Annotated in this window: 22 protein-coding genes; 17 read left to right on the plus strand and 5 right to left on the minus strand. The window is 70.0% G+C overall.

Annotated elements, in window-relative coordinates; translation table 11 throughout:
* Nucleotides 1-4 precede the first annotated feature (4 nt).
* The 15 genes from B9S61_RS27270 to B9S61_RS27340 all read left to right on the plus strand — a co-directional run bounded on the left by B9S61_RS27270 (nt 5) and on the right by B9S61_RS27340 (nt 14,623).
* Nucleotides 5-928: an SMP-30/gluconolactonase/LRE family protein gene (locus B9S61_RS27270; RefSeq protein ID WP_103544613.1), complete on the plus strand. Its 924-nt coding sequence runs from the start codon at nt 5-7 to the stop codon at nt 926-928.
* 19 nt (nt 929-947) lie between these two features.
* The gene (locus tag B9S61_RS27275) at nt 948-2,399 is read left to right on the plus strand and encodes an aldehyde dehydrogenase family protein (protein ID WP_219819960.1); all 1,452 of its coding nucleotides are present in this window, start codon (nt 948-950) and stop codon (nt 2,397-2,399) included.
* Nucleotides 2,399-3,562 carry a mandelate racemase/muconate lactonizing enzyme family protein gene (locus B9S61_RS27280; protein ID WP_103544614.1) on the plus strand — a complete coding sequence of 388 codons (1,164 nt, stop codon included), beginning with the start codon at nt 2,399-2,401 and terminating at the stop codon, nt 3,560-3,562. The genes B9S61_RS27275 and B9S61_RS27280 overlap by 1 nt, the downstream gene beginning before the upstream one ends.
* Entirely contained in the window at nt 3,559-4,575 is a 1,017-nt protein-coding gene (locus B9S61_RS27285) for a sugar kinase (RefSeq protein ID WP_103544615.1), read from the plus strand. Before B9S61_RS27280 ends, B9S61_RS27285 begins: the two co-directional genes overlap by 4 nt.
* 27 nt (nt 4,576-4,602) lie before the next feature.
* Nucleotides 4,603-5,244, plus strand: coding sequence for a bifunctional 4-hydroxy-2-oxoglutarate aldolase/2-dehydro-3-deoxy-phosphogluconate aldolase (locus tag B9S61_RS27290; RefSeq protein WP_103544616.1), 642 nt, complete (start codon nt 4,603-4,605; stop codon nt 5,242-5,244).
* Nucleotides 5,241-6,143: a hypothetical protein gene (locus B9S61_RS27295; RefSeq protein ID WP_103544617.1), complete on the plus strand. Its 903-nt coding sequence runs from the start codon at nt 5,241-5,243 to the stop codon at nt 6,141-6,143. The genes B9S61_RS27290 and B9S61_RS27295 overlap by 4 nt, the downstream gene beginning before the upstream one ends.
* A complete protein-coding gene (locus B9S61_RS27300) occupies nt 6,127-6,915 on the plus strand; it encodes an NAD(P)-dependent oxidoreductase (protein ID WP_181007559.1) in 789 nt (262 codons plus the stop codon). Before B9S61_RS27295 ends, B9S61_RS27300 begins: the two co-directional genes overlap by 17 nt.
* A 61-nt stretch (nt 6,916-6,976) precedes the next feature.
* Nucleotides 6,977-7,993: a Gfo/Idh/MocA family protein gene (locus B9S61_RS27305; protein WP_181007560.1), complete on the plus strand. Its 1,017-nt coding sequence runs from the start codon at nt 6,977-6,979 to the stop codon at nt 7,991-7,993.
* On the plus strand, nt 7,990-9,432 hold the full coding sequence (locus B9S61_RS27310; protein ID WP_103544620.1) for a sulfatase-like hydrolase/transferase: 1,443 nt from the start codon (nt 7,990-7,992) through the stop codon (nt 9,430-9,432). The genes B9S61_RS27305 and B9S61_RS27310 overlap by 4 nt, the downstream gene beginning before the upstream one ends.
* On the plus strand, nt 9,429-10,367 hold the full coding sequence (locus B9S61_RS27315; protein ID WP_103544621.1) for an MBL fold metallo-hydrolase: 939 nt from the start codon (nt 9,429-9,431) through the stop codon (nt 10,365-10,367). Before B9S61_RS27310 ends, B9S61_RS27315 begins: the two co-directional genes overlap by 4 nt.
* 57 nt (nt 10,368-10,424) lie before the next feature.
* Nucleotides 10,425-11,501 (plus strand): formylglycine-generating enzyme family protein, encoded by a 1,077-nt coding sequence (locus B9S61_RS42695; RefSeq protein WP_258039874.1) that lies wholly within the window; start codon nt 10,425-10,427, stop codon nt 11,499-11,501.
* 245 nt (nt 11,502-11,746) lie between these two features.
* A complete protein-coding gene (locus B9S61_RS27325) occupies nt 11,747-12,124 on the plus strand; it encodes a YidH family protein (RefSeq protein WP_103544622.1) in 378 nt (125 codons plus the stop codon).
* Nucleotides 12,121-12,477 carry a DUF202 domain-containing protein gene (locus B9S61_RS27330; RefSeq protein ID WP_103544623.1) on the plus strand — a complete coding sequence of 119 codons (357 nt, stop codon included), beginning with the start codon at nt 12,121-12,123 and terminating at the stop codon, nt 12,475-12,477. Before B9S61_RS27325 ends, B9S61_RS27330 begins: the two co-directional genes overlap by 4 nt.
* An 881-nt stretch (nt 12,478-13,358) precedes the next feature.
* Nucleotides 13,359-14,060, plus strand: coding sequence for a hypothetical protein (locus tag B9S61_RS27335; RefSeq protein ID WP_146064959.1), 702 nt, complete (start codon nt 13,359-13,361; stop codon nt 14,058-14,060).
* On the plus strand, nt 14,000-14,623 hold the full coding sequence (locus tag B9S61_RS27340; protein WP_146064960.1) for a hypothetical protein: 624 nt from the start codon (nt 14,000-14,002) through the stop codon (nt 14,621-14,623). The genes B9S61_RS27335 and B9S61_RS27340 overlap by 61 nt, the downstream gene beginning before the upstream one ends.
* A 7-nt stretch (nt 14,624-14,630) precedes the next feature.
* On the opposite strand, the gene B9S61_RS41730 is transcribed toward B9S61_RS27340, so the two are convergent.
* Both B9S61_RS41730 and B9S61_RS41735 read right to left on the minus strand, forming a co-directional pair.
* On the minus strand, nt 14,631-14,951 hold the full coding sequence (locus tag B9S61_RS41730; RefSeq protein WP_219819961.1) for a hypothetical protein: 321 nt from the start codon (nt 14,949-14,951) through the stop codon (nt 14,631-14,633).
* Between the two features lie 288 nt (nt 14,952-15,239).
* Complete coding sequence (locus B9S61_RS41735) at nt 15,240-15,800, minus strand: hypothetical protein (protein WP_219819962.1); 561 nt, start codon at nt 15,798-15,800, stop codon at nt 15,240-15,242.
* Nucleotides 15,801-15,971: 171 nt separating this feature from the next.
* Between B9S61_RS41735 and B9S61_RS27350 the strand changes: the two genes are divergently transcribed.
* On the plus strand, nt 15,972-17,723 hold the full coding sequence (locus B9S61_RS27350; protein WP_103544626.1) for a DEAD/DEAH box helicase: 1,752 nt from the start codon (nt 15,972-15,974) through the stop codon (nt 17,721-17,723).
* Nucleotides 17,720-19,810: a hypothetical protein gene (locus tag B9S61_RS27355; RefSeq protein WP_103544627.1), complete on the plus strand. Its 2,091-nt coding sequence runs from the start codon at nt 17,720-17,722 to the stop codon at nt 19,808-19,810. The genes B9S61_RS27350 and B9S61_RS27355 overlap by 4 nt, the downstream gene beginning before the upstream one ends.
* A gap of 161 nt (nt 19,811-19,971) precedes the next feature.
* Here the strand turns inward: B9S61_RS27355 and B9S61_RS27360 are convergent, their stop codons facing one another.
* The 3 genes from B9S61_RS27360 to B9S61_RS27370 form a co-directional block, all read right to left on the minus strand.
* Entirely contained in the window at nt 19,972-20,391 is a 420-nt protein-coding gene (locus B9S61_RS27360; protein WP_103544628.1) for a PIN domain nuclease, read from the minus strand.
* Entirely contained in the window at nt 20,391-20,645 is a 255-nt protein-coding gene (locus B9S61_RS27365; protein ID WP_103544629.1) for a type II toxin-antitoxin system VapB family antitoxin, read from the minus strand. Before B9S61_RS27365 ends, B9S61_RS27360 begins: the two co-directional genes overlap by 1 nt.
* Nucleotides 20,646-21,801: 1,156 nt before the next feature.
* Nucleotides 21,802-22,451, minus strand: a 650-nt coding sequence (locus tag B9S61_RS27370; RefSeq protein WP_146064961.1) for an ISAs1 family transposase, incomplete at its 5' end; no start/stop codon positions are given.

The raw sequence follows: 22,451 nt of genomic DNA on the forward strand, positions 1-22,451 counted from the left end.
GCCGGTGTCAGAAGCCACGACCGACCGCGGCGGCCAGGTCAGGGTGCCCGGCGCCGACCGAAGGTGCGACGTCGCCCCGGTGGGCGCGGTCCGCGCGGCCTTCGGGGAGGGCCCGACCTGGGACGCGGCCCACAACGTCGTGCGGTGGGTGGACATTCCCGCGGGCGACGTCCACGCCACAGACCCCCTGACGGGCAACACCCGCACCACTCGGTTCACGCCGCCGGTGTCGGCTGTCGTCCCGACCTCCGGTGGTCGGTTCGCCGCTGCCGCAGGGCTCTCGCTCCTGCTGGTCGGCACCGCGTCCAGTGACACCCGCGCGTTGGCCCGCCTGCCCCTCGCCGACGGCTACCGCATGAACGACGCGGTGTGCGACGGAGACGGCCGACTGTGGGTGGGCACCATGCCACCGCGCACCGCACCACAGGGCAGCGGCCGATTGTGGCGCATCGACGGCGGGGGGCAGGCCACGGTGATGCTCGACGGACTGCGACTGCCCAACGGCCTGGGCTGGAGTCCGGACGGACGGCGGCTCTACCTCGTCGACACCCTGGTCGGCTCGGTCGACGTCTTCGACCTCGACGGCGACCGGCTCACGGGTCGTCAAACGCTCGTATGTGTCGACGCGCACCACGGGCGACCCGACGGATTGGCCGTGGACGAGAACGGCGCAGTGTGGGTGGCCCTGGCCGGCGGCGGTGCCCTGCACCGGTATTCACCCGTGGACGGTCGCCTGCTGCGCCGCGTCGAACTGCCTGTGTCACATCCCACCAGCTGCAGCTTCGGAGGCTCCCAGCTGGCCGAGCTCTACGTCACGACAGCCGGACCGGATCACGGAGACCGCACCAACCACCCTTACGCCGGCCATCTGCTCCGGTTGGACGTCGGCATCGCCGGACTGCCGGGCACGCCGATGGGCGCGCCGTGAACCATGAAAGGGAGTGCCAGTGAAGCCGCAAGCCCTGTCCTACATCGACGGTCGGCTCTGCGAGTCAGGAACCTCACACGACGTCATCTCACCCGCAACGGGCCACGTGGTGGGAACCGTGGCCTGGGCCGGGGAAGCGGAGGCGGCCGCCGCACTGGAGGCGGCCCGACGCTCCGCGGCCGCGTGGCGCGCGCTCGGCCTCGACGGGCGCGCCCGTCACATGGCCGAGCTGTGCAGCGCCATCGCCCAGGCGGAGGTGGAGCTTCGCACCACGGTCCAGAACGAGACGGGCAAGACGTGGGAACAGACCGAAGAGGATTACCGACTGCTGGTCGACTCCCTCGACTTCTACGCGCAAGCAGTTCGCTCCGTCGGGCCCGAGGTTCTCCATGACCGTGCGGGAACGCACAGGCATGAGCTGCGTCGAGAGCCTGTCGGCGTTGTCGTGGCGTTCATCGCCTGGAACTTCCCGCTGCTCAACCTCGGATACAAGCTCGGGCCGGCCATGGCGGCGGGGTGCCCGATCGTCATCAAACCGTCCTCGCGGACGCCGCTCGCCGCGGCGGTCGTCGGGCGCCTGTGTCACGAGGTCGGACTCCCCGCGGGGGTAGTCAACATTCTCTCAGGGGACGACGCCACCGTCGGAGACGCCCTGTCCCGCAGTGATATTCCTGCGCTCGTCACTCTGATCGGCTCGACCGATACAGCACGTCACGTCATGGCCGTGGGTTCGACGACGGTCAAGCGCTACTCCCTGGAACTGGGGGGCAATGCACCGGTCCTCGTGTACCCCGATGCGGATCTCGATCTCGCGGCCGACACCATCGCCCTGCTGAAGTTCGCCAACGCGGGGCAGGTGTGCGTGGCGCCCAACCGTGTCCTGGTGCACGAGTCAGTGGCCGCCGCGCTGACCGAACGTCTGTGCAGACGCGCTGAGCGGATCCGGGTCGGCACGGGCCCGGCGGGCTCCGCCGACATGGGCCCGCTCATCGATGCGGGGGCGGTCGAGCGGGTCCTGGGACTGGTCAGGTCGACCCTGAACCAAGGGGCCCGGCTCGTCATCGGCGGCAGCCGCCCCGACGGCGCGGCCACGGACTGCTACCTCGCTCCTACCGTCGTCGACGGTGTCACGCCGCAGATGGACCTGTTCCGCCAGGAGGTGTTCGGCCCCGTCGTGTCGATCACGACCTTCACCCGCCACGACGACCCGGTCGGACTGGCGAACGACACGGACGCGGGCTTGACCGCCTACGTGTTCGCGCGTGACGAGTCGGTCGTCGGTGCGGCCGTCGACCGCCTGGAATTCGGCGAGGTTCACGTCAACGGCGTCAAGTACGCCATCGAGCTTCCGCACGGGGGGTTCAAGCAGTCGGGAGTCGGCCATGACTGCTCCGTCCTCGCTCTTGAGGACTACCTCGTGCACAAACGCGTCACCCGGCCACTGGCCATGCCCCCCGGAGGAAACCACTGATGCGGATCACCAAAGTCGTCAGCCACGTCCTGCAGTACGACCTCGACGAGGAGCTCGGCTACTCCCAGCAGTACTACGCGCGACGAAGCGCCCACATCGTCGAGATTCAGACCGACGAGGGGCTCACGGGCTGGGGCGAGTGCTTCGGGCCCGGGAACGTCGCCCTCGCGAACAAAGTCATCGTCGAGCAGGTGATCGCGCCCATGATCGTCGGCTCCGACCCGCGCGACCGCGAGGTGCTCTGGCACCGCGTCTACAACCTGTTGCGTGACCACGGCCAGAAGGGGATGCCCATTCAGGCCCTCTCCGGCGTCGACATCGCCCTGTGGGACCTGTTCGGCAAGCTCACCGAGCAGCCACTGCACCAAGCCATCGGCGGAGCCTTCCGGCAGTCGGTCCAAGTCTACGGCTACGGCATGATGCTGGCTCGAGGCAAGGGCCTGGAACAGCGGATGGCCGAGGACGCGGCCGTCATCCGCGATTCCGGCTACGCGGCCACTAAAATGAAGATCGGCCTCGGCGTTGCGCGCGACATCGAACTGGTCGCCGCGGTGCGCGACGCGCTCGGCCCCGACTTCCCGCTCATGGTGGACGCGAATCACTGCTACGACGTCACCGACGCCCTGCAGGTGGGCCGGGAGCTGTCGCGGCTGGGCGTCGCCTGGTTCGAGGAGCCGGTGGCGCCGGAGGACCGTGAGGGCTACCGGCGGCTGCGCGACTCGCTCGAGGTGAACATCGCCGGCGGCGAGGCCGAGTTCACCCGCTGGGGCTGGCGTGACCTGCTCGACGCGGGCTGCGTGGACATCGCCCAGCCCGAGGTCTGCGCCCTGGGCGGGATCACCGAGTACCTCAAGGTCCGGGCACTGGCCCACTCGCGGTTCATTCCCATCGTGAACCACGTATGGGGCTCCGCCGTGGCGATCGCGCTCAACATCCACCTGCTGATGGCCATGCCGGACCTCCCCGGCGCGATGTTCCCCCGCAGCCCCCTCCTGGAGCTCGACACGACACCGAACCGCTTCCGCGACGAACTGCTCGTAAGCCCGCTCCGGATCACGGAGACGGTAGCCCGCGACGGGGCGGTCACCGCGCCCCCCGGGCACGGGATCGGCGTTGAACCCGACCGCGACTTCATGGCTGCCTTCGAAGTGGGTGCGTCATGAGCGACATCGCACTTCCCTGGCCGCCGACGCGGCTCGACGGAGCGGTCGTATGCGTAGGCGAGACGATGGCGCAGGTGGTACCGAGCGACGGACAGCGCCTCCACGAGGCGGCGCAGTACGCGATCGGACCGGCGGGAGCGGAGTCCAACGTCGCCATCTCGCTCGCCCGCCTGGGCACACACGCCGCGTGGGCAGGTCTGATCGGCAACGACCCGTTGGGCATTCGGCTGCGACGCGACGTCGAGCGGTACGGGGTGTCCACCGATCTGGTGCGCGCCATGCCGGGGGAGCGGACCGGGGTCTTCGTCAAGGATCCGGCGCCCGGTGGCTCCGAGGTCTACTACTACCGCTTCGGCTCGGCCTCGACACTGATGGACGATCGGTTCGCCGAGGCTGTCATGGCCTCCGGTCCCGGCTGGGTCCACCTGACCGGGGTCACGCCGGCCCTCTCCAGCAGCTGCGCGCAGGCGGTGCGACGTATCGTCGCGATGGCACACGACGCGTCGGTACCGGTGAGCTTCGATGCGAACCACCGTCCGCCCCTGTGGCCGGACACGGATACCGCCGCCCATGTCATCGGCGAGATCGCCGCAAGCTGCGACGTGGTCTTCGTCGGCCGGGACGAGGCCGAGGCCCTGTGGGGGACGCGCACCGCCGACGCCGTGCGGGAGCATCTCCCCCAGCCCGGTGTCCTCGTGGTAAAGGACGGGTCGGTCGAATGCGTCTCCTTCGACCGCGAGGGGCGTACCGTCGTGCCCGCGCTGCCGGTCGAGGTCGTCGAGCCCGTCGGGGCCGGCGACGCCTTCGCGGCCGGCTGGATCCACGCCCGGCTCCACGGCATGGAAGCCGCCGGGTGCCTGCGCCTTGGGCACCTGATGGCCGGCTTCGCCCTGACGTCCCACTCGGACGTCGGTGATCTCGGCACTGACCCGGCCCTGTTGGTGGCCCGAGCCGCGGACAGCCGCGACTGGCCGACGTCTGCCCCGCTGACCGCCGCCCGGCCACTGAGGTGAATCCGCGACACATCGCAAGGAGAAGTCGTGTACCACTATGAGATCGCCGCACGGATCGCGGACGACGGAGTCGTCGCGATCGTCCGGGAGAAGACGCAGGAAGAGGCGCGCGTGAAGATCCGTGCGCTGCTGAAGGCCGGTCAACGCGTCGTCGAGGTCTCGGTCACCACACCGGGTGCCATCGAGCTCGTGGCCGAGCTGCGCGACGACCCGGTCGCCTCGGACGCCGTCATCGGCATCGGCACGGTCCTGGACGAGACGACGGCGCGGCTTGGCGCCTTGGCCGGGGCGCGGTTCGTCGTCTCTCCGTCGGTCGACACCGAGGTGCTGCGCACCGCGCACCGCTACGGGATGGCGACACTGCCCGGAGCCTTCACCGCCACGGAAGCCGTCCGGGCCGTGGCGGAGGGGGCAGACTTCGTCAAGCTCTTCCCGGCGAGTGCGTACGGTCCGGCATCCGTCCAGGACGTGATGGCGGCCCTGCCTCAGATCGCTCTGGTGCCGACCGGGGGTGTCTCCCTGGAGGCCGCTCCCGCGTTCATCGGCGCCGGTGCTGTCGCAGTCGGTATGGGGGGTGCCCTGACGTGTGGGCCGGCGGCCGAACTGCCGAACCGAGTACGTGAGCTGCACCGTGCCGTCACCGCGGCCAAGGAGGGACGGCGCGCGTGACTGCGCTGGTGCAGGAGCCGTCGTGGTACGGCGAGCCGGCCGTCCGACTCCGGGCTCCATGGGGTTCGGTCGTGGTGCTCCCCGAGCGTGGCGCCAAGATTGCCTCCTTGCGGGACGCCTCTGGCCACGAGTGGCTGGCGCAACCGGCGCACGGGCCGCTGGCCGCGCCGGACAGCGGCGTCCCCTTCGCCGAGGCAGAGATGTGCGGATGGGACGAGATCGCCCCCACATTGCGGTCCGAGGGCATGCCCGACCACGGAGAGGTGTGGGCCGTCCCCTGGACAGTAGTGGGCGCGGGCCCGGACTTCGTCGAACTGCAGGTGCGTGGCTCCGACGTTCCCTTCCTGCTTCGGCGTCGCCTGCAGGTCACCGCGGAGGGGCTACGGATGGAATACTCCGCACGCGCGCTCGAGCACCCCGTGTACTTCCTGTGGATGGCGCATCCCCAGTTCCGGGCGCCGGCGGGCACGGAGATCGACCTGGGCGACAGTTCGGTGACCATGTGCGGCGCCGCCGATCGCGACGGGCACGGGACGACCTGGGGCCCGGAGCCGGTGGACCCCTTCACCGGCGTGCCCCGCGGGACGGGTCGTAAGTGGTGGTGCGCCCCCGGCACCGCGCCCGACCACGTGCGCGTCGACCATGCGTGCGGCAGGAGCCTGACCCTGTCGTGGTCGGGGGCAGCGACCGAGCTCGCCGTGTGGGCGGACCACTGCTGGCGATCTCGGGAACCCGTCCTGGCACTCGAGCCCGCGACGTCGAACGGCGACGACGTCGTCAACGCGGCGCACGCCGGGACAGCCGTACGCCTCGATGCCCGAACCTGGGTGACCTGGAGCCTCGGCTTGTCCGTCCATCAGCACGCGGACGCGAGGAGTCACTGTGGCGAATCGAGCTGAGCTGCCGCTCCTGCTGGTCACAGGCGGTTTCGGCCGAGTGGCGAGCGTCGTCGTGCCGCCCTTGGCCGACACCTTCCGCATCCACGTGCTCGACCGCACCGAACACCGCTTCCCGATGGAGCCGGACCAGGTCACCACGGGTGAGCTGCACGACCTCGACCTGGTGGCCCGTGCGATGCATGGGGTCGATGCGGTGCTGCACCTCGCCGCGAACGCGAGTCCCCGCTCGCCCTGGTCCGTCGCCATGGACAACCTCACCCTCGCCCGGACGGTCCTGGACGCGGCCGCTGCTGCCCACGTGGCCACCGTGGTGCTCGCCAGCTCGGTGCACGCGGCCGGGGGCGCCTTCCGCGACGGCGCACGCCCCGTCGACCCCGCAACGGCCCACCCGTGCTGTGCGTACGGCGTCGGGAAGGCCGCGATGGAGGCGGCCGCGATGCTGCACCACGACCTCACCGGAGCCTCGGTCTCCTCGATCCGGTTCGGGCTGACCGGTTGGCCCCTGACCACGAAGGAGCTGGCCGACACCTGGCTCGGGGACCAGGACGCTGCCGACCTCGTCCGGCGTGCCCTGGTGGCACCGCCGCACGTGGGCACCTATCACGGCGTGTCCCGGCACGGCTCGTCGCGCTGGGCCGTCGGCAACGCGGCCGAGGACCTCGGTTGGCGGCCTCGCCAGGAACTACCGGTCGCTCTGAGCGACCTCCCACCGGCCGAGAACGCGCCGTGCCGGATGTTCGCCGTACGCGGGACGCCACCCAGCCCCGGCTGACGCCACCAGCCAGCACCACTCAGGACCGTGACAGCGGTCAGACAGATCAAGGACCCAGATGATGACATCCCGACCAACCCGCGTTGCCCTGGTCGGCGCCGGGCTCATCGCCCAGAACGTCCACCTGCCCAGACTGGCCGGCCGCGACGACGTGGACCTCGCCGCCGTCGTGGACGTCGACCTCGAGCGCGCCCGCGCGACGGCAGAGCGCTTCGGCGCGGGCCGGCACTCGAACGACATCGAGGCGGTGCTGGCCGACGACAGCATCGAGGTCCTGGACCTGTGCACGCCGCCGCTGCTGCATGCCGCTCAGGTGCGAATGGCCCTGGACTCGGGAAAGGACGTCATCCTCGAGAAGCCGGTCGCCGCCAACCTGGCCGATGCCCAGGTCGTCGCCGACATCGTCGCAGGGTCTCCCGAGAGAGTCATCATGGTGGCCGAGAACTGGGTTTTCAGCTCGGTGGCCCGCGCCCTGAAGCAGCTGATCGACAGCGGAGCGCTCGGGGAGGTCTTCCTGTGGGAGTCGCGTCACCAAAGTGACCACCGGCTGCCCTCCGGGCAGCAGCCCTCTTGGAATTACGCCCTGAGCGCGGCCGGTGGTGGCTACCTGACGCAGGCGGGTACGCACGCCATCTCACTGGGCCGGCACCTGCTGGGCGAAGTGGAGTCCGTCGTCGCCGTCAGCCCGCAGGCGCATGGCGACGGCGGCCCCTTCCTCGACCACGAAATGGTCGTCGGTCTCCAGTTCCGCACCGGCGCGTCAGGCTCCATGGTCCTCACCGGCCGCAGCCGGCGACCTGGCCAGAGAGTGTTGGGCCAGACCCTCTTCGGGACGGAGGGAACGGTGGACGGCGACATCCTGTCAGGAGCTCTGTCCGGTGAAGCCGTCACCGCTCTGCCGCAGTTCGGACCCTCGATGGGCTTCGACGAGGAGTTCGACCATTTCTTCGAGTGCCGCCGTACGGGGGAGGCCCCCTACCCGTCGGTCGGCGACCAGGTGGAGACCCTGCGCACGATGGCCGCCGTGTACCGCGCCGCCGTGACGGGCACGCGCGTCCGGGTGGAGGAGATCGCATGAGCGCCCCCACGCCTCGCCGCGTCATCGTGGTCATGACTGACCAGCACGCGCGGTACGCCTCCGGGGCCTATGGGAGCTCCTCCGTACAGACCCCCCACCTGGACGCACTGGCCCAACAGGGCACGACCTTTGACGCGGCCTCCTGCCCCTCACCCATGTGCGTCCCGTCGCGCGCCTCGATCATGACGGGGCGACCGGTGCACGAGATCGGGGCCTGGGACAACGCGCACCCGTACGACGGGACGCCGCGTGGATGGGCGCATGCTGTGCGAGACGCCGGTCTGCGAACCACGGTCATCGGCAAGATGCACTTCCGTTCGGCCGAGGACGACACGGGCTTCGACGAGACCCTTCTCCCCCTCGACGTATCGGACGGGGTGGGAGACGTCTACTCACTCGTGCGTGATGACATGCCCGCGCGCCCGGCTCTGGCCGACCTCGTGCGAGGTGCCGGCGTGGGCGAGTCGCCCTACCTGGCCTTCGACCGCTCTGTGGCCGACCGGGCATGTGAGTGGCTCGACAGCGCGCCGCAGGACCAATCGTGGGCTCTGCTGGTCTCGTTCGCCACTCCGCACCATCCGTTGGTCGTCCCGCAGGAGTACTGGGACCTCTACGCCGACACCGACTTGGGAGAAGTCGGTGAGCCCCCGCAGGAGCAGCACCCGTACCCGGCGGAGCTGCGGCGTGTCATGGGCGTCGATACGGCGTTCTCGACGGAGGAGATCGCCCGGGCCCGTCGAGCCTACTTCGGGCTCTGCACTCTGGCGGACGAGCTGGTGGGCCAGGTGATCGAGCGGGCACGGCTGAACGGGTTCGACCTGGACTCGACGCTCGTCGTGTACACCTCGGACCATGGAACGTCGCTGGGCGAGAGAGGCCTGTGGTGGAAGCACCACCTCTACGAGGAGTCGGTCGGCGTCCCGCTCATGGTCGCGGGCCCCGGATTCGCCCGCGGGGCCCGGGTGTCGCAGCCGGTCTCCCTCACCTCGGTGTACCCGACGGTGCTGTCAACGCTCTCGGTAGAGGACGAGCGTGAGCCGTCGCCGGTCACCACCCCCACACTCCCGGCATCGGACGCCGTTCCCGCGCACCCCGCCGGCGGGTTCGCCGAGTACCACGGGCTCGGTGCCTCGTCGGCAGCGTTCATGCTCCGTCGTGGCAGGTTCAAGCTCATCTACTTCGCCACCCAGCCGCCGCAGCTGTTCGACCTGCGGGCGGACCCCGAGGAGCGACGCGACCTCGCCGGTGACCCGACCCACGCGGACACTCTGCAGGATCTGACGCGCGAGCTGCGCCTGCTCCTGGACCCGGAGGCTGTCGACAGGCAGGCGCGGCGGGACCAGGCCGTCCTCATCGAGCGCTACGGCGGTCGCGCGGCCATCCTGTCCGAAGGATTCCGGATCCCCTTCACGCCGCCGCCGAAGGCCGACGGATCGTGACCGGGACAGAGGTCGCCGACGGCGTCGTCGTGGTGACCATCCCGATGTCGCCCGGGCTGAGCACGGCCGCGGTCGTCCTGTCAGGAGATCGCACCGTGCTGGTAGACACCGGGACAGCCACCTCGGGCCCGGAACTCATCGACACGTGCGTCGCGCATCGTGGTCTGCCTCCCGTGACCACCATCATGTGCACACACTTTCACCATGACCATACGGGCGGACTCGCGCAGTTGAGCCGTGACGCACACGTCACAGTCCACGCGCACGTCGCCGAGAGCGGCCTGGTCGCGGACCCAAGGGGCTTCACGACCGCGATGAGCGGCCTCGGCATCGACCTGACGCCCCCAGTGAGCATCGGGACCCGGGTCAGCCCGGTACTCGACGGCTTCCGTATCCCGGTAGGGGGCCGGACGTGGGAAGTCGTCCACGTGCCCGGGCACACCTGGGGTCATGTGGCCCTGTGGTCCCAGACGGAACGGATGCTCATCGCCGGCGACGCAGTCCAGGGCCCGGGAGTGCCGTTCACCGGAACCCTGGGTCAGGGGACCGGACTGCCGTACTACCTCGACGTCGCCGCCTACCGGAGCAGCCTCGAACGGATGCGACGCCTCGAGCCCCGCACCCTGGTGCTGGCTCACGAGAACCCTGCGTGGGGCGCGGGCATCATCGAAGGTGCCGCTGCCGTCGAGGAAGCCCTGTTGAGCTCGGCGCGCCAGGTGGAAGAGGTGCACGGGTGGGTTCTCGACGCCCTGGGTGCACGACCCCGCCCGGTGCACGAGGTCACGGCCGATGCGTGCTCCGCAGGCGGGATCGGCCGGGTCGCCCCCCAGGCCGAACTGACCGTGCGCGCACACCTGGCACTCCTGCGCACCAAAGGGGTTGCCCGGCTCGGTCCTGACGGGTGGGCTTTGGTCCCGGGTTCCGACCAGCCCTGACGGTGAAGCATCAGACGGACCGCAGTCATTCGAGTAACGGATTGGAGAGAGGCGAGCATGGAGTCAGAGACCCCTCGGGCTTCTGCGGCCGCCGGCGGCTCGATGGACACGCTGACCGAACTTGTGACGCTGCCCGCAGGCCGGTTCCGCATGGGATCCACCGACTTCTACCCCGACGAGGGACCGGTGCGTGAGGTGGAAGTGGCATCGTTCGCGATCGAGCGGCATTCGGTGACCAACGCCCAGTTCGCCGTGTTCGTCGAGGTCACAGGATACGTGACTGTGGCCGAGCAGGCTCCGGACCCGCGACTCTACCCCGGGGCCGACCCCGACCTGCTCGTGCCGGGGGGCCTGGTGTTCACCCCGACAAGGGGCCCGGTACCGCTTGACCGATGGGATCAATGGTGGCGCTGGGTTCCCGGAGCGTCGTGGTGCCACCCGCGTGGACCGGGCAGCGACCTGGCAGGCCTGGCCGACCACCCGGTGGTCCTCGTCGCCTACGAGGACGCGCTCGCCTACGCGACATGGGCCGGGCGCCGTCTAGCCACCGAAGCCGAGTTCGAGTACGCGGCCTGCGCCGGCAACGACGGCAGCACCTACGCATGGGGCGAGGACCTCCACCCCGGGGGTCGTCTCATGGCTAACACGTGGCAGGGACGGTTCCCCTACCTCAACACAGGGGCGCGGGGATGGATCGGCACCTCACCTGTGACCGCCTTCCCCGCCAACGCCTACGGTCTGCACGACCTCATCGGCAACACCTGGGAGTGGACGAGCACGTACTACGCCGTCGGGGAAGACCGCGCCCACGCCCACGCGGTCGACCGGCCTGCTCCGGCTGCCTCGGCGCCGAACTCGGAGGTGACTCGCGCCGTGCCCTCCTGCTGCACTCCTGCCTTGCCGCTGTCGGTGGATGAAAGGGATTCGGGGCTGGGGGCGAGGCTAGGGTCGGAGGCCGCCGTGGCTCGTGGGTCGACAGCTCCCGGAGAGCTGTTGCCGCGCCGTGTCCTCAAGGGCGGTTCCCACCTCTGCGCGCCGGAGTACTGCCTGCGCTACCGACCCGCAGCGCGCTCGCCCCAGTCAGTCGACTCCGCCACGAGCCACACCGGATTCCGCTGCGCGGCCACAAGGTGATTCCGCTCGCCGGCCCGGCAGACACACTTCCATCGACGCGTTGTCCGAGGCGTATGCGCCCCTGTGCACCTGACTCGAGCGGCCGTGCCCCTCCGACACGGAGATCGCTGAGAGCCAGGACAGAGCAGGGGCACCGAGCCGCCTTGAGCCACGCTCCGTCCGAGTGACATCCGATTGCCCGTCCCACGACCATGACAATCGTCAAGCCACCGCACTCCGCAGTGCGGCTTGACACAGGAGAACATATGAGTGGCCGCGAGGACACCGGCACACGGCGCTTTCCCACAGCCGTTTACGGTGCGGGGGAGGACCCCGACCCCAGGTTCAGCCTTGCCAACGAACGTACCTTTCTCGCCTGGATCCGTACAGCGCTGGCGTTCCTGGCCGGCGGCTTGGCCGTTGAGGCTCTGCAGGTGCCTATTGCCACGAGCATGCGAGGCGCCATCGCCGTACTGCTTGTACTCGCTGGCATCGCGGCGTCGGCCCAAGCGTGGACCGGCTGGATCCGAACAGAGAAGGCACTGCGATGTCTGACACCGCTTCCATCCTCGGGCCTCAAACTGCCGATCGCCGTCATCCTCGGCATCGTCGCAGCGGCCGTCCTCGTTGGCGTCGTGCTATGACCGGTCCGGCCGGCCGGCACAGGCATCTGCCCGCCGACCCTGGCCTCCAGGCCGAACGCACGTCGCTGTCGTGGAGACGCACCGCGATGTCGGTCGCGGTTGGATCGCTCGTCGGCCTCAAGGTGCTCCCGCCGCACCTCGGCGTCCTCGGCTACGTCTTCTGCGTATTGGGCCTGATGTGGAGCGCAGACCTAGCCCGAGCGGCGCGCCACCGCTACTGGCAGGGAGACGCACTGTTGCGGGCCGCCGCGCCCCGCGATGCCGGGCCGACCGTGGCACGTACCGCGGCCATGACTCTCGCTGCATCCGTCGCCGCGCTGACCACGGTCGTCGCCACTGCGCTCACGACCTGAGCCCCGGTATGAGCCGGAAGGCGGCTCCACGGTAAACCCCAGGGCAGGGCTTCTTACCTCGGGTTTCTCGTTTCACGTGACCTTGGATGCCTGGGTGCCCTGATTGGCTCTTGGTCGTTGGGTTCCTGCAAAAGCCTCCCTCCCGCTTCCCAGAGGACCGACTCGACGGGGATCGGGCTGCGACGATCGCGCGAAACGAACTCAATGCCGAGCGTAGCGGTGGACAGCCGGTGGACAGACGCCTTTGGACGGTGTGACACGGAGCAGCACAGCCCAACCCGGGAAACCTGCCCTGATCAGCGGAAACGTCACGAGGCGGTACGACGCGACACCAGGAAACATGATCGCCCCCGGTCTCGTAATGCGTAGGTCTCGGGTTCGAATCCCGAAGGCGGCTCCATGATGAACCCCAGGTTGGGCCTCTGACCTGGGGTTTCTTCGTTTCTTTGACCTTGGAATTCAGGCCAATCGGACACTCGCATCCTACGCATCGCAATGCGTAGGTCATAGGTTCACCTGCCGTTGGCAGCGAAGTGCGCCAAGGCCCTGAACTGCGGTTTTGGCATGTCGGCTGGTTGGGTTGATCAGGCGGAGACGGTCTCCGGTGGACAGCCGGTGGACGGCTGTGCGTGATACGTCGTCAGAAGTCTCCTGCTGTCCTCGACCAACGCGGTCGCCTTGTTCGATCGAAGGCGGGTGGGGGGCGATGTGGGGACTTGTGTCGTTCTGACAGACGCGGGACGCGTCACGGCGCCTGCGGAACGGGTGCGGGCATCGCTTCGGGCTGCGTGAGCTCAGCGTCGGCCCGCGCCAGGTCGTCGCGCCCGGACGGGAACCCCTGCCCGTGGGAGGATCGGCAGGCGGACCAGAGCGTGGAAGAGGTGATCACGTTGGTGGCGGACAAGTCGATGGCGCAGCGCCTGCTGGGCTGGCTGGTGCCGGACGGCGCCGCGCTCGGCGTGCTCTCGGCGGCCGAGATCGAACGCTTCTGCTGGTACGAGCTGCCCCGCAAGTGGCACGCGGACACCCTTGAGCAGCGGCGTGCGGTCGCGGTCCTGGGAGACCTACTGGCCGGGGCCGGCCGCGTTCGGGCCGCCGCTGTGTGCACGAGCACGATCACCGCTCAGGTACTGGAGGCCTGGCAGTGCTCCGAGGAGGCGGGTTTCGCGGCCTACCGCAAGGCCGCGGGTGCCTCGCCCACTACCCCGCCGGACGTACCCGAGCTGAGCTGGGGCCAGGTCATGGGCATCCAGGAAGCGCTGGCCCGCGCCAACCTCGAACGTCGACTGGAGCAGGCCCTGGACGAGGGCGAGCTCGCCCCGGAAGCGCGTACGTTCCCGGCCGCGCGCCGACGGTTCGCCCAGCATTGGCTCACCACAGCGCAGCCCGTGTTCGACGGCCGTGCCCCGCTGGAGGGCGTGCGCCGCGAACGGCGCGAGTTGTGGGCCGAGGCGCCCCGGCCGAGCGCCGCGCCCTGCTCGCCGCCGTCCTGCCTGCCCTGGAGGAATCTTCCACGGCACCTGTGGACACGGCTGAACCGCTGCGGTGGCTGCTGGAGCAGATCGGTGACGGCGTCACCCTGACTCAGGCCGGCTACCTGCCGCGGGAACTGGTGGCTGCCGCGTTCGACCGCTACCCGCACTGGTACCCGATCGGCAAGGGGCCGCGCTCGGAGGCGGACCTGTTTCAGCTGGCCGCCCTGCACGAACTCGCCCGCACCCATCGGCTGGTGACCAAGCGCCATCGCACGCTCAAGCTCTCGGCTGCCGGTCGTGTTCAGCTGACGGACCACCAGCTGCGCCAGCACACGGCCGCGCTGTCCTGGCTCGGCACCACAGCAGCTGAGCGGCAGTTTGCCGAGTGCGCCCTGGGCGCACTGTGGCCGGAGCCCCGGCTCCGACGGGACCTGCGCGATGTCATCCATCCGGTGCTTGCCGCGTGCTTCTCCCGCGGTGACGGCGCCGCGATGGAGGTGGAGGACACCGAGCGGCTGCTGTGGAGGTTCTGGCACACCGGCCGCGAACTCGGCTACCTCGACGAGCGGGAACGGGTCATCGATGCCCCGATCTCCCTGTCCGCCACCGGCCGACCTGCCGCCCTCGCCGTGCTCCGTCTCCTGGCCGAGGGCCCACGCGACCACATCTGAGTGCGCCTCAGCGGGCTATCAGACCGGCGTCGGTGAAGCGCCGCATCAGCGAGGGCTTGCCGTGGTGCTGTTCGCGCAGGTTGTGCAGGCGTCGGGCGAACTCCTCGGGGGTGCCCACCCGGTCGTGGACCTCACGGAGATCCTTCAGCAGGGCGACGGCGGCGTCGTAGGGTCCCGGCTGCTTCTGCCCGATCAGGCGGGCGATGTCCTGCCAGGCTTGCTGGGCGTTCTCGGCCAGGCGGTCCAGGTGGCTCTCGCGAGCGCGCAGTTCGGATCGGAGGGCCCGGGCGCGGGCTTGCTCACGCTGCCTGGCGTGCTCGCTGCGCACCTCGTGGGCGGCGTCGAGGAGTTCCGCAGCCGAACGGCGACGCGCGGCTGCGGACGGTTCGGCCGCGCCGCGGGACGCGGCGCGGTGGCGGGCCAGCAGGGTGGGACCGGGCTGCGGGGCGGTGCCCAGGGCGGCGTCCAGCAGCAGGGAGTCCTTCTCATGCGCCGGCAGGGCGCGGATCCAGGTGGCGAGGGCGTCCTTGTCGACCGCCGGGGAGGGGGCGGCACCGCTGGCGCGGGCTGCCGCGGTGAGCAGCTGCGGGTCGACCTGGAGGAACTCGGCCAGCGCCTACTGGGGGCCGGTGAGCCGGCCCAGGCCGGCCGGCACGGGCGGCTCGATGGTGGAGGCGTACTCGTCCTCGTCGACGTCCTCCTCCAGTTCCCAGCGGGTGAGTCCGGAGAGCCAGGCCAGATAGAGGGGACGCAGGTCGCCTGCGGCGAGTTCGGTACGCAAGGAGGTGAACGAGGCGAGGGTGAAGGAGGTCTCGAAGTCCCACTCGCCGCCGTCCTCGGCCGCGTAGGAGAAGTCGAGCAGCGCATGTCCTTTCCTGGTCCAGCAGGACAAGGCCTCTTCCCAGCGGTACGGTTCGGCGCTGCGCGCGGACAGCAGCGTGGTGGGCAGGCGCAGCATCAGGCGCCGCGAACCCCAGTTGGCGAAGTACAGGTGGGCGTCGTACAGCCGCTCCATCAGTCTGCGCTCGTCACCGCGGAAGTTGCCGTAGTGGTATTCGTTGACGAAGTGCGTCGCGCTGATCCGGGCCCGGCTCGACAGTGCCCGCACCCCTTCGAGCTCGTTCTTCGTCAACGGCCGGCCGATGGCCTGGAACTCGTAGTACTGGTACTCGCTCACGGCCGCGGATCCTATCGACCGGCACTTCGGCGCGTTTCGCGAGGGCGGCGCCGTCCACCTTTCGGGTGAGGCGAAGGTTACGGTTCTGGCGACGTCGCCGGTAACTTGGACCGCACGGGTGACGGAGCGTGCCCGTTGCCGTCTGTACGCCTTTCCCCCCAGCGAGGTCGCTTGAATACCGCCGCCACCCGTCCCGCCGCCGTGGACAGCTCGGCCCCAGGGCCCGAATCACTGCCCGACGCGTTCGCGGCCTTGGTGGACCGACTGGGCACGGCTCCGGTGGATCCGGCCACCTCGGTGCTGGTGGACGCGGCGGTGGGGGTGTGGCGCAGGCCCGGTTTCGACTCCTTCCTGTCACTGCCGCAGCTGTCGTTCACGCCCTTCGAGTATCAGATGCAGACCGCGCGGACAGTGCTGCGGCGGATGCGCGGCCGGGCGATCCTGGCCGACGAGGTGGGGCTGGGCAAGACCATCGAGGCGGGTCTGGTGCTGTCCGAGCTGCGGATGCGGGGGTTGGCGGAGCGGACGCTGGTGCTCACCCCGGCCGGGTTGGTGGAGCAGTGGCGCGAGGAGTTGGAGCGCAAGTTCGGACTGCCGACGGTGATCGCCCGGGGCCGGGAGTGGGCAGACGCGGGAGCGGGCGCGGACGCGGAGCGGCCGGTGGTGCTGGCCTCGATCGCCTCCGCGCGCCGGGAGCCGCTGAAGTCCCGGCTGACCGCAGGGCAGTGGGATGTGGTGGTGGCGGACGAGGCACACCGGTTGCGCAATCCCCGCAGCGCCTCGGGGAAGCTCGCCCGGGCCTTGCGTGCCCGCTATCTGCTGCTGCTCACCGCGACTCCGGTGGAGAACCGGTTGCAGGACCTGTACGAGCTGGTGAGCCTGGTCTCGCCCGGGTTGCTGGGTACGCCCGCGCAGTTCCGCCAGCGGCACGCCGGGGCCGGGACGGATACATCGGCGCCGCGCAACCTGGCCGAGTTGCGGGCCCGTACCCGCGAGGTGATGGTCCGTCACCGGCGCAGCGAGGTCGAGGTGCTGCTGCCGCAGCGGCTCGCCGAGACGGTACTGGTGGAGCCCTCGCCCAAGGAGGCAGAGCTTTACGCGGGAATCGCGGCCGGAATCAGGGCCGAGGCCAAGGACGCGTCCCCGGCGCGGCTGCTGACTCTGCGCGGGCTGACCCGGCTGGCCGGGTCGAGCCCGCAGGCTGCCGCGCCGACCCTGGCCAAGGCGGGCTGGCCGAACCTGGCTGCGCTGGCCCGGGAGATCGAGGGGTCCACCAAGGCCGATCTCCTGCTGGAGCGGCTGCGCCGGCACACCGGACGGGGGGAGAAGGTGCTGGTGTTCACCGCCTTCCGGCAGACCCTGGACGCGCTTGCCGCTCGGCTGGAGCGCGAGGGCGTCGAGGCGGCGGTCTACCACGGCAGCCTCTCGCGCAGGGGCAAGGAGGCGGCGGTGGCGGCCTTCCGCGACTCCGCGCCGGTACTGCTGTCCACGGAGTCCGCCGGAGAAGGCCGCAATCTGCAGTTCTGTCATGTAATGGTCAATGTGGACCTGCCGTGGAACCCCATGCAGATCGAACAGCGCCTGGGCCGACTGCACCGTGTGGGGCAGGAGCACGACGTGGTGCTGACCAATCTGGTCGCCCGGGGCACCATCGAGCAGCGGATCCTCCACGTCCTCGAATCCAAGATCAATCTGTTTGAGTTGGTCGTCGGTGAACTCGACATGATCCTGGGCCGGGTGGACGAGGACTTCGACTTCGAAGCCTCTGTCTTCGACGCCTTCGCCACCGCCCAGGACGACGCGGAGTTCGACGAGCGCCTGGAGCGATTGGGCGAGCAGTTGGTCGGCGCCCGCACGGACTACCTGGACAGCCGCAGCGCGGTCGATGCACTGGTCGGCGACGAGAGGGAGGCGGGCCGGTGATCCGGAAAGAGGCCGGGCTGGCCTTCTGGCTGGACTGGGTCGAGCACCGCGGCGGGCTGTGGGAGGACGCCGGAGGCACCGCCCTGGCACTCCTGCCCGCCGCCCTGGCGAGCGAGCTGGAGCTGCCCGAGGAGACCGCGGTCACCGCCGCCCCCGATGTCGCCCGCGAAGACGGCGCCCTGCTGCTGGTGACCGGGCACCCGGTGGTCGCCAAGGCCGCCGAGAACGTTCTGGCCGCGGGCGACACCGGCACCCTCACCCTGACCGCGCCGCGCTCCCTGCCGCCCGATGCGGCCACGCTGCTGTCCAAGGCCCGAGAGTATCTGCCGGTCGACCACGGTCGCCTGGACCCGCGTGCCGACGCCACGCCCGAGCGGGCCCTGCGGCCGGTGATGCGCGTAGGCGCCCTGGTGAGCTACGAGCTCTCCGCGGAGGACCACTTCCAGGAGCAGGCCGAGGTGTTCGTCGACGTGCCCAGCCGCCTGCGGGTCTCGGCGAGCGTCAGCGAGCGCCTCGCCCGCACCGGCCATGACCCCTGTGCCGGGACCGCACTGCCGGCCGGGCTCGCCGCCGCCGTGGACTACGCCTCCACCAGTCGGCCGGCCCTGGCGGCGGCCCTCGCGGAGGCCCACCGAATGCTGGAGGCCGGCGCCGAACTGCGCCGTGACGGACTGGCCGGGCAGATCGGCGACGCGCACGCCAAAGAGCGCGCCCGCGCCGAGGAGTACTACGCAGCCGCCGTGGACTCCCTCCAGCGCCGTGCCACCACCGCGCCCGAGGACCGCGCGGCGTTGCTGCGCGCCCGCATCGAGAGCACCCGCGAGGAGCGCGCACGCCGCCTGGCCGAGATCGCCGAAAAGTATCGTGCCCGCCACACGCTCACTCCCTACCGGCTGCACCTGCTGAGAGTGCCGGTGCTGCGCCTCGCACTGGACGTCCGCAGGGGCGAGCGGCGCTACCCGCTGGACCTGGACTGGCTGCTGCCCGCCGGAGAGTTCGCCCCACTACGCTGCCCGGCCTGCGACCGGAGCGGTGCGCAGCTGGTCGCGGCCAAGACCCACCTGGGCTGCGCCCGATGCCTGGCCCCCAAGCGCCCCACCCCACAGCCGGCCCCGGTGTCCGTACCGCCGCCCCGCGACGGCGCCGATGCGCACACGGCGGCATCCACGGCGGCACCGGTGCGCGCGGACACCTCCGTCGCCGCGCGAAACGTCCAGGCCGCGGCCGACGGCGCCTCGCCCCTGAGCGGGAGCGAGGCGAAGGCCGGGCGAACCGCCGAGACGTCCCCGGCGCGCGCCTCCTCCCGGTCCACCTCCCGGCGCGCCACACCCGGCCGTGCCCCGTCCCCGCCGCAGCGCCGGTCCTCCGATCCCAGGACCCTGAACAAGCGGGCCGTCGCCTTCTGGGAGCACGCCGCGGCAGGCGACCGCCGAAAGCTGGAGCGGCTGTGCGTCCCGGATTCGCCGGCCGCCGCCCTGCTGCGGCTGTACAGCGCGGCCGGGCCGCTGTACGGGATCGGCGTCGGCTCCCGGGAGCGGGTGGAGTCCTGCAGCGTCGCGGTCTTCCCCGCCGAGGGACGACGCGGCTGGGACGGTGCCGGAGGCGAGGTCCACACCGACCGGGGAGACCGTGACTACCTGCTGCGCTGGGCCCCCGGGCCTGCCCCGCTGATCGCCGAGGTCTTGCCTTTCCAGACCCCCTATGCGATGAATGCCGCTACCATGATGGCGCGCTACCGTACCCGTGGCACCAGGCCGACGGTGCCCCGTCTTCCCCGCCCCGGTGCCGGACTGGACCCCGTCGCCCACCTGCTGTGGCAGCACACCCCTGCCCGTCACGGGGCGCACCTGGCCGCACGGGCCCTGGCCTCCTGGTGGCGCCTGACCGATCCTGAGGCACTGTGGGAGCACTACCCGGCCGCGGTCCTCGCTGCCGCCGCCGAACGGTCCACCTGCTACTGGAGCGGCGTCGGCGCAGGTGGCTACGGAGACGCGGCACGGCTGTGGAAGGTCCCCGAGGCCGACCTGCGCAAGGCCGGCACGCATCTGCAGCGCCTGCTGAAACTGACCCGGGACCAGCCTTGGTAGTCGGGCCCAGAACGCACTGACGAAAGCCGCGGTGGACGAGCAGGTTCCGTCTCAAGGGCCTGAAGGTGCTCGAGAAGAGGCGCTTGCCGACAGCCTGGGCCTCGATCGTCGTGACGACGCCGGTCAGCGGGAGGGGTGCAGCGTGGTCGGCTCCAAGGGCCTCACCGGTCGGCGCTGCCGGGCGGTACGACCCATTCGGTGGGTTGACCGGTGAGGGAGGCGATCATGTCGAAGTCTCCGTCGTAGTGGAGGACCGTCCGTCGGTGCAGTTCTGCCGTGGCGGCGATCAGCAGGTCGGGGAGTGACAGAGCGCGGTGGAAGCCTGCGTTGAGAGCGTGGCGCTGGACTTCCAGGGTGCGGGCGAACGTGTGGTCGTCGGCGTGGAGGTAGTCGAAGGCGCGAAGCCAGGTGCTGATCCGGGTCGCCTCCGAGGTGTCCCGGGCGGAGTGGATCATCTCGTACTCGGTGGGCTGGCACACGGCGAGGAGGTAGCGATCGTGCAGGGGCTTGAGTACCTCCTTGATGTTCGGTTTCGCCCAGCGGGCCAGGGCGGACTTGTCGATCAGGTAGCTGTCCTGCATCAGGCGGCCCGGCCTCCGGCGCGGTCGCCGGTGCGCTGGAGGGAGCCATCGGCGTTGCGGGGGCCGGTGTTCTCGACGATCTCGCTGAAGTCGAGCTCACCGGCTTCGATGGCGTCGAAGCCCTCCTGTCGCAGGTGCCTCTTGACAGCGTCCTCCATGGCGAGGCGGACAGCTTTGGCCTTGGTCTTGGTGCCGAAGATGCGCATGGCCTCGGTGACCATGTCTTCGTCGAGGTCGATGACGGTTCTGGCCATGCGAATGGTCCCTTCGAGAGCGCTTCTGCCATGGAAACGATAGCATCGATCGGCGGCGGTAGATATCGTTTTGAGGGAGGCGGTCGTTGCGGATGGGAGCCTCGGCGCCCGGCTGCGTGTGGCGTTGTCGCCGAGATCGCCCCTTGTAGGAGATGGACAGTCGCCCTCATCGCAGGGTCTGCCCATGTCGGGAGTCTCGCCAGAATGGATGGGACGGGCGATGGGTAACTGATTGGGCGGCCCCGCCGGTGGACAGCCGGTGGACGGACGCCTTTGGACCGTGCATCACGGGGTGGCATGGGTTAACCCACCACACATGCTCTGATCAGGCAAAACGTCACCGGGCAGCACGACGGGGCACCACACAGCACGAACGCTCGTGGTCTCGTAATGCGTAGGTCTCGGGTTCGAATCCCGAAGGCGGCTCCATGGTGAACCCCAGGTCAGGCCTCTGACCTGGGGTTTCTTGTTTCCGTTGGCCTTGGAATTAGGAATAAACGGACACGTGCGGTCTACGCATCGCAATGCGTAGGTCGAAGGTGTGGTCTCTGTGGCGATTCCTAGGCATCTTGCCCCTGAGCTGGGCTTTTGTGGAACCGTTGGCGTTAGCTGACGCTCTGTCAAGGACGAGGTGTGGCCAATGTGCGGCCATGCGTGCAGTCACAGTGCTGGGAAGGCCATCAAGAGTGGCATTTCTGGGCTCAGTGTTGACCGATGCGTTGTAGGGTTTCGACAACCAGAGCAATGGCCAACCTCGTCAAGCAGGCCCGGCGGCTGATCGCGGGCCGGAGCGGGACAGCATGATGCTCGGGTCGGCGACGACGTTCGGCGGCAGGTCTGGACCCGCATAGTCAGTCTCCGGCTGATCTCTCCCGGCCAACGCCGTCCCGGCGCTCCTGGCGTCGGCACGTCGTGCTCGCCATGGCCGCGCTCGCCCTGCTCGCCGTGATCTCCAGCCTGGACCGGCGCGTGCACCCGGCACCGGTCCTGCCCGCCGACGGCGAGGCTGAACCGCCCTAGGACTTCGGCCAGATCGCCCTGACCGTCCCGGAGGCCCGCCGCCTTGGTCGACGGCGCTCACAGTCGACTTGGCGCGCGTTTCTCGGCTCCTCGGGATGCGGCATGTCGGCCCAGGGCTGACGCAAGGTCGAATTTCTCAGCAAAACCGCAGGTCGGAGGGTACGCCGAAGAGGTCCAGGGGTGCCTTGTGGGGTGACAGGGCGATCTGGCGCTTGGCGTCCGCGATGGAACTGCTCATGGTGCGCAGGTAGTTCATGGCCACCGATCGCAACGTCGAGGCGTTCTGCGGTCCGTGGCCGCTGCGGATGCGTGAGGCATCCTCGCCGAACGTCACATCCCGCACGTAATGGATCTTGTTCTCCACGCCCCAGTGGCCCCTCGCGTACCGCCCGAGCACCTCCGGAGCCGCCTCGGACGCCGACAGGTCGGTGATCAGGTAGACCGTCTCCCGCGTTCGCTTGCCCGTTGCCCGGTCGGTGCGGTGCCGGATGATCCGGGCAACCTGCTTGACGTGCGGAAACGCCAGCGACGTCCACGTCACTGCCTGCACCACCCGCGTCTCCCGCCGGCCGTGACCCACCTCGCTCTCCTTGTGCCTGGCCGTCACCTCGCTCCAGGGGATCGACCGGCACGCCTCCCACAACGCCGGCTGGTTCCGCTCCACCACCAGCACGAAGTGCGCACCCATCTCCTCCACCAGCACCTTCGCCGTCTCCACCTGCGTGTGCAGTGCGTCCGCCGTCACCACCCCGTGCAGGTCGGGCACCGACAACAGCGGCGCCGGCG

This window comes from Streptomyces sp. SM1, assembly GCF_002910825.1.
Taxonomy (GTDB): Bacteria; Actinomycetota; Actinomycetes; order Streptomycetales; family Streptomycetaceae; genus Streptomyces; species Streptomyces okerensis.